Origin of the sequence: Aurantimicrobium sp. INA4 (assembly GCF_027924525.1) — a bacterium.
Lineage (GTDB): Bacteria > Actinomycetota > Actinomycetes > Actinomycetales > Microbacteriaceae > Aurantimicrobium.
In genome coordinates, this window is sequence record NZ_AP027040.1 from 92,936 (window position 1) to 105,004 (window position 12,069).

General features: G+C 53.0%; 10 protein-coding genes. 4 read left to right on the forward strand and 6 right to left on the reverse strand.

The genetic code is table 11. The features are described 5' to 3' along the window. Positions 1-33: 33 nt before the first annotated feature. Both metH and AINA4_RS00510 read left to right on the forward strand, forming a co-directional pair. Positions 34-3,594, forward strand: a complete 3,561-nt coding sequence (gene metH / locus AINA4_RS00505) for a methionine synthase (RefSeq protein WP_281787665.1) — start codon at positions 34-36, stop codon at positions 3,592-3,594. Between the two features lie 112 nt (positions 3,595-3,706). Continuing rightward, on the forward strand, positions 3,707-4,192 hold the full coding sequence (locus AINA4_RS00510; RefSeq protein WP_281787034.1) for a hypothetical protein: 486 nt from the start codon (positions 3,707-3,709) through the stop codon (positions 4,190-4,192). Here the strand turns inward: AINA4_RS00510 and AINA4_RS00515 are convergent. From AINA4_RS00515 to AINA4_RS00525, 3 genes are read right to left on the reverse strand one after another with little or no spacing between them, the layout of a single operon-like run. After that, positions 4,189-4,959 (reverse strand): ECF transporter S component, encoded by a 771-nt coding sequence (locus AINA4_RS00515; RefSeq protein ID WP_281787035.1) that lies wholly within the window; start codon positions 4,957-4,959, stop codon positions 4,189-4,191. The genes AINA4_RS00510 and AINA4_RS00515 overlap by 4 nt on opposite strands. Continuing rightward, positions 4,953-6,767 (reverse strand): ATP-binding cassette domain-containing protein, encoded by a 1,815-nt coding sequence (locus AINA4_RS00520; protein ID WP_281787037.1) that lies wholly within the window; start codon positions 6,765-6,767, stop codon positions 4,953-4,955. The genes AINA4_RS00515 and AINA4_RS00520 overlap by 7 nt, the downstream gene beginning before the upstream one ends. Before the next feature lie 35 nt (positions 6,768-6,802). Beyond that, complete coding sequence (locus AINA4_RS00525; RefSeq protein ID WP_281787039.1) at positions 6,803-7,315, reverse strand: hypothetical protein; 513 nt, start codon at positions 7,313-7,315, stop codon at positions 6,803-6,805. A gap of 139 nt (positions 7,316-7,454) precedes the next feature. On the opposite strand from AINA4_RS00525, the gene AINA4_RS00530 reads away from it, so the two are divergent. Continuing rightward, the gene (locus AINA4_RS00530; RefSeq protein ID WP_281787041.1) at positions 7,455-8,945 is read left to right on the forward strand and encodes a hypothetical protein; all 1,491 of its coding nucleotides are present in this window, start codon (positions 7,455-7,457) and stop codon (positions 8,943-8,945) included. Positions 8,946-8,954: 9 nt separating this feature from the next. Further along, positions 8,955-9,329, forward strand: a complete 375-nt coding sequence (locus tag AINA4_RS00535; protein WP_096382699.1) for a hypothetical protein — start codon at positions 8,955-8,957, stop codon at positions 9,327-9,329. On the opposite strand, the gene AINA4_RS00540 is transcribed toward AINA4_RS00535, so the two are convergent. The 3 genes from AINA4_RS00540 to AINA4_RS00550 all read right to left on the reverse strand — a co-directional run bounded on the left by AINA4_RS00540 (position 9,326) and on the right by AINA4_RS00550 (position 12,064). Next, positions 9,326-9,937: a hypothetical protein gene (locus AINA4_RS00540; protein WP_281787043.1), complete on the reverse strand. Its 612-nt coding sequence runs from the start codon at positions 9,935-9,937 to the stop codon at positions 9,326-9,328. The two genes, AINA4_RS00535 and AINA4_RS00540, sit on opposite strands and share 4 nt — an antisense overlap. Before the next feature lie 44 nt (positions 9,938-9,981). Beyond that, positions 9,982-11,241, reverse strand: coding sequence for a chloride channel protein (locus tag AINA4_RS00545; RefSeq protein WP_281787045.1), 1,260 nt, complete (start codon positions 11,239-11,241; stop codon positions 9,982-9,984). 262 nt (positions 11,242-11,503) lie between these two features. Then, positions 11,504-12,064, reverse strand: coding sequence for a TetR/AcrR family transcriptional regulator (locus AINA4_RS00550; protein WP_281787046.1), 561 nt, complete (start codon positions 12,062-12,064; stop codon positions 11,504-11,506). Positions 12,065-12,069: the final 5 nt, after the last annotated feature.

The following is a 12,069-nucleotide window of genomic DNA, read 5'->3' on the forward strand; positions in this document are numbered from 1 at the left end:
ACCCTTCAGCTTCCTGCTCGTTCCAAGGCGCTCATGGACGCGCTGTCCGAGCGCGTCGTTATCGCTGATGGCGCCATGGGAACCATGCTGCAAGATCACAACCCCAGCCTGGACGATTTTCAACAGCTAGAGGGGTGTAACGAAATTCTTAATGTGAGCCGCCCCGACATTGTCGGCGCGGTTCATGATGCCTATTTTGAAACAGGGATCGACTGTGTAGAAACCAACACTTTTGGCGCTAACTGGTCCAACTTGGGTGACTATGGCATTGAAGATCGCATCACAGAACTGGCACAAGCGGGAGCAGAAATTGCTCGAGCTAGTGCTGAAAAGTTTGAAGCTGCTGACGGTCGGATGCGGTGGGTGCTGGGCTCGATGGGTCCGGGAACAAAACTTCCCAGCCTGGGTCACACCACCTATGCACACCTGAAGGCAACATTCGCAGAACAAGCTGTGGGACTTATTCGCGGTGGAGCAGATGCCTTCTTGGTTGAAACTTCGCAGGATCTGCTCCAAACCAAAGCAGCCGTCAACGGCTGCAAGCAAGCCATCGAGGAAGAGGGCATTAAGCTCCCTATCTTTGTTGAAGTCACCGTGGAGACCACCGGAACCATGTTGATGGGTTCCGAGATTGGTGCAGCACTGACCGCTCTCGAGCCGCTCGGCATCGACATGATTGGGTTGAACTGCGCCACCGGTCCCGCCGAAATGAGCGAGCACCTTCGCCAGCTTTCCAAGAACTCCACCGTTCCGGTCATGGTGATGCCCAACGCTGGTTTGCCAGAGCTCACCGCAGACGGCGCTCGTTATCCCCTCGGGCCAGAAGAGTTGGCAACTGCACACGAACAGTTTGTGAAAGAGTTTGGTATTGCCCTGGTTGGTGGCTGCTGTGGCACAACACCTGCCCACCTCAAGGCTGTGGTTGACCGTGTTGGCGGAATGAAACTTACCCCGCGCAATCCCCAGCATGAAGCTGGTGTTGCCAGCCTCTACCAGCACGTTCCTTTTGACCAGGACAACACATTCCTCGCTATCGGTGAACGCACTAACGCCAACGGTTCAAAAGCCTTCCGTGAAGCGATGCTCGAGGGCCGCTGGGATGACTGTGTTGAGATTGCACGCAAGCAAGTTCGTGACGGTGCTCACTTGCTCGATGTCTGCGTGGACTATGTCGGTCGTGATGGCACCGATGACGCCCGCGAAATCGTGTCACGATTCGCGAGTGCGTCCACGCTGCCATTAGTCATCGACTCCACAGAACCTGCCGTGCTGCAGGCGGGAATGGAATTGATTGGTGGCCGTCCGGTTGTGAACTCGGTCAACTTCGAAGATGGCGATGGCCCTGATTCTCGTTTTGGCAGAATTATGCCGCTGGTCAAAGAGCATGGCGCAGCTGTGATTGCTCTGACGATCGACGAAGAAGGTCAGGCGCGCACCACCGAAGACAAGGTGCGCATCGCTAGTCGTTTGATTGACACTCTCGTCAACGACTGGGATATGCGTGTGGATGACATCATCGTTGATGCTCTCACGTTTCCCATTGCCACCGGTCAGGAAGAAACGCGTCGTGACGCGATTGAAACCATTGAAGCTATTCGCCAGATCAATGCGAAATACCCCGGTATCCACACCACACTCGGTGTCTCCAATGTGTCCTTCGGTTTGAACCCCGCCTCGCGTGCTGTGCTGAACTCGGTTTTCATCCACGAAGCTGTGGAGGCCGGACTAGATTCAGCCATTGTGGATGCTGCCAAGATTGTTCCCCTGGCTTCCATCCCAGAACAGCAGCGCAAAGTTGCTTTGGATTTGGTGTGGGACCGTCGCGAATACGATGCTGAGGGCAACCTCACCTATGACCCCCTCGCGACCATGCTGGATCTCTTTGACGGGGTTGACTCGGCCAGCTTGAAAGATGCGCGTGCTGCAGAACTTGCTGCTTTGCCTGTGGGCGAGCGCCTCGAGCGCCGCATTATCGATGGCGAATCCAAAGGCCTCGAGGAGGACCTCGACCTCGCTCGCGCTGAAGGTACTTCAGCACTCGACATCATTAACAATCACTTACTGGCAGGCATGAAGGTGGTAGGCGAGCGTTTCGGCAGTGGTGAAATGCAGCTTCCTTTCGTGTTGCAGTCCGCCGAGGTCATGAAGACCGCCGTGGCGTTGCTTGAACCCCACATGGAAAAAAGTGATGAAGCCGGCAAGGGAACCATTGTCCTGGCCACCGTCCGTGGTGACGTTCACGACATTGGTAAGAACCTGGTGGACATCATCCTCACCAACAACGGCTATGACGTCATCAATATCGGCATCAAGAAAACCATCAACGAAATCATTCAGGCCGCCGAAGAAAACAACGCAGATGTGATCGGCATGAGTGGTTTGCTGGTCAAGAGCACCGTGGTGATGAAAGAAAACCTCGAAGAACTCACGAGTAGAGGGCTAGGCACCAAGTGGCCTGTCATTCTCGGCGGGGCCGCCTTGACCAGAACCTTCGTGGAAGATGATTTGGCCTCTATGTTCGATGGCACCGTGCGATACGCACGCGATGCCTTCGAAGGTTTAGCCCTAATGGAACCACTGGTTGCAATCAGTCGTGGTGCAGATCCTGAGAGCGTTGGATTACCTCAGCTGAAGAAGCGTATTCACAAGCAGAGCCTTCTTGAAGTAACCGAACCCGAGAACATGCCCACTCGGTCGGATGTGGCACTGGATAACCCCGTCCCCACGCCACCATTTTGGGGAACGCGCATCGTCAAGGGTATTGCCTTGGCCGATTACGCGGCTTTCCTCGATGAACGTGCCACGTTCATGGGGCAATGGGGCCTGAAACCCAGCCGTGCTGATGACGGGGCCAGTTATGAAGAGCTAGTCGAGACCGAAGGTCGCCCACGGCTGCGTTATTGGCTTGATCGTATCCTTGCCGAGGGCATGATGGATGCCTCGGTCGTGTATGGCTACTTCCCTGCTGTGTCGGAAGGAGATGACCTTGTCATCCTGAACCACGGCGATGATCCTCAAGGAATTCTGGGTCAACCAGGACTTTTGGCCCCCGATGGTGGCTCAGCACAGCTTCCAGGCGGGGGAGCCATCGGCTCCGACCGCCTGCGATTTACCTTCCCACGCCAACGCCGTGATCGTCACTTGTGCCTGTCTGACTTCGTCAAGTCTCGAGAAAGCGGCCAAGTAGACGTGGTGGGCTTCCAATTGGTCACCGCTGGTGCAACAGTTGACCAGTTCACCGCCAAAATGTTCGCAGAGAACGCTTACCGCGACTACATGGAGCTCAACGGTTTAGCAATGCAGCTCACGGAGTCCTTAGCTGAGTTCTGGCACTCCCGAATGCGTGAAGAACTGGGCTTCAAGGCTGAAGATCCTGAGGATCTCGCCGGAATGTTCAAGCTGAACTACCGCGGTGCTCGTTTCTCCCTGGGTTACCCCGCGTGCCCTGACATGGAGGACCGCCGCAAGGTGGTCGAACTCCTAAGGCCAGAACGCGTCGGAGTTGAACTCTCTGAAGAACTGCAATTACACCCAGAGCAGTCCACTGACGCTTTTGTGTTCCACCACCCTGAGGCAAAGTACTTCTCCGTCTAACTGAGGGTTCTCGTCGGCGTCAAAAGATGCCCATCCTCCTTCAATTCGCATATTTCAAAATATGTACATAATAAATACACAAAATTATGTACAAATTTAGTATTCTCAGAACGTGTGGTACTCAAACCCGGATGTCATCGTCAGCGTTGCCGATGCCAGGGAGAATCTTTCGAAGATTTTGAAGACTTTTCGGGCAGACCCGAATGCTCTTCCCGTGGTGATGGGTGCACACCGCAAACCTGAGGCGGTCATTGTTCCCTATAAGGAATACATGGCCGGTCGAAAGGTCCTCCTGGGCGGATCGGGAAACGTGAGCATGGAAGCACTCGGTGAAATGAGTGACGTTCTCCACAAACTGGCGGCTATGAACAACATTGATGAGTTGGCAATCTTTGGGCCTGCGCTAACAGATTCCCTGCAAGAAGACGATCCTCTCGACATGTTGGTGGGACCTAGCCCACAGGCGACCTATTTTGACTTGGTCCAGTTCGCCACTGAAATGGAGCTGGTACTGCGCAGGTTCGTCAACGTGGTCAACCGTGACGGATTACACCCCATCTCGGATGCACACATCCTCGAAGAGGCTGTGTATATCTAGAGTTTTGCTCGGCGCAGTGCTTTCAAAGCAGGTGCACCAATAAGTGCAAGACCGACTGCCGTGGTGATGGCACGCACGGTGTCCCAGGTGAGAGTCGACGTCAGAAGCGTATAGACCGCAAAGTGGCTGAGGTTCTCAAACAGGCTACCACCAGGAACGTAACTGATATCTGTTGCTGGCCCTACTCCAAACGGCCAGAACCAGAGGTTCATTATTGCGCCAAAAAGATATGAGGCACAGACGCCGTAGACCGCAAGCAGCACAATTTCTTTGCGACGAGATGATTTATCCGTTGGAGCTTTGTTGCGCCCCGGCAACAAACCAGCACCTGCCCCCACCCAGCCGGCGGCAAACATTTGGAAAGCAGTCCAGGGACCAAACCCGCCCCACAGCACAGAAGACAACGCAATGGTGAGCATGCCGAGCAGGAAACCAAATCGTGCACCATAAGCACGACCGCCCAGAATTAGCACAATAAAGACGGCTTCAAAGCCGCCCACCCCCGTGCTGGCAATACGCACGGCAGTGCCCACGGCAGTGAGCAAACCAAGGAGGGCAAGAGTTTTGGAACTGGTGATGCTGCCATCCAAGATCAGCGACATCATCACAACGAGCAAAGGAACAACAGCAAACACAACGAAAGGAATGGCAACTTGAGCCTGGGCGGGAAGTGCTGAAGTGAACAGTGGCCAGGCAAAAGCAGCAAGTGCCATCAGCGAGGCAGCCACCACAAGGCTCGTTCTCAGTGAACTCAGTCGCGTCAGCATGCGTTTACCTGCTCGGGGTGGATGAGTGTCCCTTCTGCCACGGTGAAGATTCGCGCATTGAGACTGCGTGCGAATTCACCATCGTGCGTTGCAAACACCACAACCGTTCCAGTTTCGGCAACACATCGCAGAACCTCTGCCATAGCAGCGCGTGAGTGAGGATCTAGGCCTCGAGTGGGTTCATCGATTGTGATGACACCTGGTTTCCAGCTGAGTTGAAGCGCAATAGCCAAAGCGCGCTGTGTTCCAGCAGATAAGTCACGAGGATGAGTTCTCAACAACTCCGGAGGTAAAACATCACGAGATAACAGAGATCGGAAGGTGAGCTCGGTCAACCCTGTGTCGGCAGGAACACCAGCAATATTGTCCGCATACTCGAGTTCCTCCGCCAGGCTTTCTGTCATGAACAGCCCTGAGGCCTCTTCTGGAACAGCTGCAATTCGGGTAACCCTTTGTGTTGCAGGAAGGGTCGACAGGTCAGTTCCTAAGACCTCCACTACCCCAACAGACTGTGTGCTGCTTAGCCTAGTAAGAAGGGAAGTTTTTCCCACTCCGTTTGCGCCAGTGAGTGCAATGATGTCTCCTGTGCGTGCAGTGAAGGAGACATCACTTAAGATCTTCTTTTCGCCGTGAGCAACTCCTAAGCCGGTGACAGCAAGGACCAGATCAGAACTAGTCAAGGGCAGAGCACGAGGAGGAAACATTGATGCAGGTACAAACTGTCCCTCGGATACTTCCCCAGCTTCAAGCACGAGCCAGCGAGGATCAAGTGCTTGCAATGCTGCTGTGTGGTGTTCAGACAGCACGATGGTCATGCCTGAAGTACGCAGGCGATCCAGAATGTCGATGAGCTCTGACACTGAAGCAGAATCAAGATCTGCCAGTGGCTCATCGAGTAAAAGAATTTGTGGTGATGCCGCCAGTGCACTCGCGAGAGCTACGCGAGTTGCCTGACCAGCTGAGAGTACATCCACGGGCACATCTGCATAGTCACGGAGACCATACTCACTCAGGAGCTCGTCAACTCGGGAAGGAATGAGCTCCTTGGTTTCACCGTGTAGACGAAGAGTAAATTCCAGTTCTTCACGTGCGGTGGATGCAGTGAAACTCAGGCGAACATTTTGGGGAACGAAACCGATTAAGGCTGCGGTGTCGCGCGGTGGAACACGGAGTCGGTCAATGGTGCCCAGTGTGAGAGTACCGGTGGCAATACCCGCATGGAAATGCTGGCTCAGGCCAGCGATGCTTTCAAGCAGCGACGTCTTCCCTGACCCTGTTGCACCGGTTAGCACGGTCACAGTGCCTGGGGCAAAAGAAACGGACAGGTTGTTGAGCACGGTGTGATCAGCGAAGCGCAGTGAGTACTGATCCAACGTGATGGGACTGGGGTTGGCTTCACGAAGTTGCCCCCTCGAGCCAAAACCTGAAAGCTCCATTGAAGCAGCGAGGGCAACGGACTTTTCAACGGTGTGCTCGAGAACGGGAACGACCACGGCAAAACGAGAGGTGATTCCACGCAGGGTTCGATAGGTGTTGATCTTCTTCACTTGAGCAAGCAACGTGGGGAAGCTTGCCAACGCAATCGTCAGCGCTGTTCCGACAGAACGCGAATACTTCAATCCAGAAAGTGAGACCAGCAGCTTCCTGAAGTCAATGAGAGAACTGAATAAACCACAGGCCACGATGACGGCCACAAAAGGGAGTGCAAGCAGTGCTGCTTGCCCCACAGCCATCCAACTGAAGGAACCAAAAAGAAGGCGATAGAAAATACGAAGCGCAATGAAGATGGCGGCAAACGACAGACTCACCCACAAGGGCGTCCATCGTGAGCGGCCGGGCAACATTATTCGCTCACGGGAGTGGGGGTGCTGTCACCGGTGGTGAAAACCAACCCGAGAGACTCACCCTTCTTAATCATCAGATCGCCCAAACCAGACTGGGCATATTCCCACTGGCCGCCGGCAGAAGATTTCTGCCACAGCGCCCAATAGGCGAATGCTGGAGGCATATCTGCACACGATTCGGTGAACTCTGCTTGACCTTCCACAACTACAGGCTCGGTTGGAGAGGGCAACCCGTTGACACGGCAGACAATGGCATCGCCATAGGTTGCCGTTCCTTCGGTTTCGAAGCCTGCCTCGTGCACCACATCAATTGCTTTGGCGGAGTCGCCAGAAATCTCAACACACGTGGTGCTTCCGGTTCCATCGAGAACACCAAAGTTCACAACAACTTCTACGCCGTTACATCCTGAAGTTTCTTCAGAGGTTGTTTCGGTCGGTGCCGAAGAGCAGGCGGTGAGAGTGAGGGCAAGCAGCAGACCACTGGTTGCCAGAAGAGCGCGGGGGATAGACATGGGTTCTCCAGAGTTAGAAATAGTACGCAGCTGGAGGCTTCCTTTGAGTGCGCTGTAGTGTGATTCTATCTTCCGTAAACAAATTTCAAACTTACCCGATGTTGCCTCAAGCTCATCAACCAACTCTGAGGAGCTAGAAATGACAATTGGCCTGAAGAAATTACTGGCCGCAGGCGCAATTGTCGCATCGACAGTGGCACTCAACTCAACCGGCATACTTGCTACGGGCGAGGCAGTTGGCATACCGGTTCCGGACTTATCGGCACAAAGTTTGGGCGGGAGACAACCTGCAGATGCCTTTGGAACAGTTCCTGTTGGTGTTTGTAGTGCATCTTTCCTCGTTCAAGGTGCTGCGGGTGAAGGCCCAGGAGGTGTTGGCGGAAAGGGCGGGTTGATTATTGGCACACTTCCAGTTACTGCTGGTTCCCAACTTTCTCTGACTGCTGGTTCATCCCCTATAGGTGGAATGGCAGGCACTTCTTCTATGTCGCAACTTAATGGTGGAACTGGGTTCTATGCAGGTGGTGCAGGTTCTGCAATCCAGCTAAACAATCATTGGGTTGCCTTAGCAGGTGGGGGTGGTGGTGCCGGTTCAGATTTCTCTGCAAATGGTGGTGATGCTGGAGCTACCGGATCAGCCGGAGGAAATGGAACCTCTGGGGCAGGAGGTGCCGGGGGGTCAATCTTAATAAATAGTGGTGTTATCGATGCTGCAGGACCTAACCCTACAGCTGGTGGCGGCGGCGGAGGAATTGGAGCTAACGGTTCAGCTGGCACTGGAAATAGTGGTGGAGGTGGTGCTGGGAACTCAAGCGGTTCATTGACTGGAACAATCATTTCCGTGAATGGAACTGCTCCCTCAGTAGCGACAGGGAAGGCAGAAGTTACCTACACTTCCTGTGCAACCCCATCCCAGCCTGGATCAATTTCTGAAATAGGACAAACGTCAACTTCTAGGTCAATTTCTTTTGCAGCATCCTCCACATCTGGAATTGCTGTCTCCGGATACAAGTACACGCTAAACGGCGGATCCGCCCAAACTTTATCTACCGCTGGAACTACAACGCTCACTGGAACAATCTCAGGGCTCACGCCGGGAACTGTTTACTCGCTTTCTGTACAACCGAGCTACGTCGTTCCAAATATTCAATCCGAAATCAATCGTGGACAAACAGTGCTTGGTGCGGCAAGAACTTATTCATTGACTATTCCACTGAGCTCAGCAACGAACGTGTACGCAACAGCTAGTGACGGAGTAGCGGTTGTTACCTGGAACAATCCAGCGGACTTGAATTTCTCTGACACAGTCGTAACAGCACAGCCAGGTGGTCAAACATGCACCACCACCAACACAAACTGCACATTCAACAACCTCACAAATGGAACAAACTACACATTTTCTGTAGTGAGTCGGTCAATTAACGCTGGAGCTAACTCGGCCGCAGTAACTTCAAACTCAGTGACCCCAGCGGGAGCGCCTCAATCTCAATCCCAATCTCAATCAGTAACTTCAACAGGACTCGTTCAGACAGGAATGCAGTTTTTCCCACAATTGGAAGCTGCAGTACTTTTCCTCTTGGCTGGAATCGGATTGATTCTGTACCCAAAAATTGTGCGTAGCAGAAATTAGACTTCGTATATGACTGAACACGAACTACTTGAGCTGTGGAACAAAGCACGATTCCACATCGTTGTTTCACAATTTGCCCCCACCTTTTTGCTCATTGTCACCGTGGGTCTCATTACCCTCGGCTTAGCGACGGCGCCACTGTTCCTCACCCTCGCAACAGTCGGAATCTTGCTCGCTTCAGGAATTTTGGGGGCGCTTGCTCAGTACTCCAGCGCAACACAGGCGCAGGCTATCGCTGAAGATCTCGCTGCCGTGAAGAACCCTTCAGCAGCAACACGTCAGGCCATCGCCTTCTCAAAGTGGCTCAACGTTGTGCGCTTTGTGACGCCAACAATCTTCGTGCTGATTTTCTTACTGCTGACTGCAGTTTTGCTTGTGGGTTAGAACCCAAAGTCTCCGAAGTCACCAAACCCGGCGTCACCGAATCCGGCATCACCCATGCCGGGGTCTGCAAATCCACCGTCGGCAGAGATGGTCTCATTTCCACCAAAATCTGATCCAGCATCGCCTCCGGTGTCAGCACCTGCGGTGTCTGCTCCAATATCCATCGGCATGAAAGCAGTCATCAAGCTTGATGCGATGACATAACCGGCAACGCTTCCAAGTAGCGAGCTCGCAAACATGGTTCCAAATCCGGGAGCCCCTCCAGCTTGGCCAAGCGTGCGCTCCATTGTTCCTGGCTGGCGCATTTCAGAGCGTGTGGCTGACACTGCAAGAGCACGGGGCTCCTCGCTCAGGGGAGCTTCTCCAGCAGGAGCGTCTGCACTGAGCTGTGTGTAAAGCATGTGACGCTGCTCGGGGGTGAGCTTGCTAAAGGCTTCCTCATGCACCTGTTCTATTGCTTCAGGGGAAGCGGTGCGGAGCAGGTAGCGGTAACGCTCAACAGCTATCTCGTCTTCGTTGCGAGCAGCACTGGCCTGACGAACCTGCTGTGTGGTGCGACGATATTCTTCGTCCTGATTAGTTCCAAAGAGTTTGTCGAGAAATCCCATGGCTACAATCTATGGCTGGTTGCTGAAAGATTGCCGAAAGATTCTTAGGAGTGAGCTGGAGTCTCCTGGGGAGCCCGGGCATCTGCCATCGCGCGGATGATGAAACCGACCACAGCACCTGTAATGGCAATGGGAGCTATAGCCTCCCCAGCACCACCAATCAGCACTGCGGCAAGAAGTGCACTCGTTGCGGGCAGTTTCAGGAAGGCTGCTGAAGCCCCAGCAATTCCTGCAGCTGCAAAAGCGCTCACAGGTGAACCGGGGAAATGGAGGCTCACTAAAACTCCTACTGCAACGCCTAAGAATGTGATGGGGAAGATTGGTCCACCACGGAAACCAGAACCTAAGGTCAGCGAATAGATCGCTGTCTTGGCTAGCAGAACAAAGATCACAACAAACACTGAGCTCTCGGCAATCAGCCCGGACATTCCGCTGTTGCCACTAAAAAGCAGCTGGTTGAGCTCTATTCCAAAGAAGGTCTGGCCAACAAATACCAGCGCAATAATGATGGCAATCGAGATAAACAAAGTGGGAGCGAACTTCTTGTCAGAGAAGGCTTGAACACGACCACCCAGGGCACGGGTAGACAGTGCAATGAGACCGGCAATGACAGCCACCAACACAGCTCCGAGAAAATCACCAGGGTCGATTGTGGAATAGTCAGGAATTCCCTGCACGGCCAATGGGTGCACTTCAAAACCTTTGAATCTCCAGATTCCGGTTTGAACGATAAAGCTCGCAGCTAAAGCTGTCATCACTGGAAGGATCAGCGCGTAGGGGACTATTCCAATTGCAGCAAACTCCAAGATCATAAAGGCTGTAATAAAGGGGTTGCCGAAAACAGCACCAATTGCAGCAGCACCAGAGATGAACATTGCCGCCTTGCGTGTTTGTTCATCATGACTTCGCGTAGTCAACAGAGCAAGTATGGTTCCCAAGATAATCAGTGGAGCTTCTGGGCCAAGGGAAGCTCCAGCAATCAGGCTCACTAAAGCTGTGAGCAAAATAGCGGGGGCAAATTCACGCGGAGTATCAAAGTGGAATCCGGTCAAAGGTCCGGGACCTGCCTGCCCAGGCATTTTGCGAATCAACAGAATCAACACTGCAGAAACGAGCAGATAGATTCCCGCTAACCACCACGGGGTTTCCGTGAAACCCAGTGAGTGAGGAATAACTCCGTACAGTAGCTCTTGGCCAACTTCAACCAGCTTCAGAAAAAAGGTCGCACCCAAAGCTGCGATGACGCCGTATCTGAATGGATTGATCAGCAAAGCAAGTAGCTGTTTCCAAGGAGAAGTCTTCATCCCTTTATTGTGGCGGGAAACTCGACGTCATGCTCCAGAAAACATAAAAGCCTCTGAATGAATCAGAGGCTTCCAGTGGTGGCTCCGACGGGCGTCGATCCCGTGACCTCACGATTTTCGGTCGTGCGGGGGACGATTCTGATGAATGAGTTTCAGCCACAAACCCATATATTGCTTATTTCTATGGTGCTAATCGTTGACTTAAGTCGGGTTTGTTCTGAGGGTTTAGTGGCATTTACAATTCGGTTTCAAACATGAATTGCTATAGCGCGGCTTCTACTCCAGCAATCACAAATTTCTCTAAAGCAGCTGCTTCTGCGATGAAAGGCTTACCCGAATCGATTCGCTCTGCAGCTGAGGCAATTGCAGCAAAAATCAGGCTGACCTGAGAAGAGGGGTCTTCGATCCCCAACTCTTTTAGTGGCGAAATCAGGCTAGTCATAAAGTAGCCGTGCATTGCCATCAGTTCGCCGCGTTGATCTTCACGCAGATTTTTGACGGAGATCTCTCTGACGACTCGGTGTTCTTTGCTTGCCATGTGTGCCAGGGAGTAGTGAATCCACAAACGAACTTGTTCCATTGGTTCTTGTTCGGCAGAAACAATACGGTCAATCTCATTGCTGAGATCTGCCATGTCGTTGATGAGTAGTTCACCAAGAATGTTTTCTCGGGAAGAGAAGTATTGATAAATCGCGGGGCGTGACAATCCAGTTACGTGGGCGATTCTCGCCATGGAAATTCCCTCGATTCCTGAAGCATCGAGCAACTCGAGAGAAGCCAACAAGATTGCTTCTCTGCGGGTATCTGCAATCTGGGAAACCATGATGG

What these genes read in the sequence shown, in the direction of transcription:
- metH (WP_281787665.1), top strand. Translation starts at nt 34, where the DNA reads ATGGACGCGCTGTCCGAGCGCGTCGTTATCGCTGATGGCGCCATGGGA.
- AINA4_RS00515 (WP_281787035.1), bottom strand. Translation starts at nt 4,959, where the DNA reads ATGCTGACGCGACTGAGTTCACTGAGAACGAGCCTTGTGGTGGCTGCC.
- AINA4_RS00525 (WP_281787039.1), bottom strand. Translation starts at nt 7,315, where the DNA reads ATGTCTATCCCCCGCGCTCTTCTGGCAACCAGTGGTCTGCTGCTTGCC.
- AINA4_RS00530 (WP_281787041.1), top strand. Translation starts at nt 7,455, where the DNA reads ATGACAATTGGCCTGAAGAAATTACTGGCCGCAGGCGCAATTGTCGCA.
- AINA4_RS00535 (WP_096382699.1), top strand. Translation starts at nt 8,955, where the DNA reads ATGACTGAACACGAACTACTTGAGCTGTGGAACAAAGCACGATTCCAC.
- AINA4_RS00540 (WP_281787043.1), bottom strand. Translation starts at nt 9,937, where the DNA reads ATGGGATTTCTCGACAAACTCTTTGGAACTAATCAGGACGAAGAATAT.
- AINA4_RS00545 (WP_281787045.1), bottom strand. Translation starts at nt 11,241, where the DNA reads ATGAAGACTTCTCCTTGGAAACAGCTACTTGCTTTGCTGATCAATCCA.
- AINA4_RS00550 (WP_281787046.1), bottom strand. Translation starts at nt 12,064, where the DNA reads ATGGTTTCCCAGATTGCAGATACCCGCAGAGAAGCAATCTTGTTGGCT.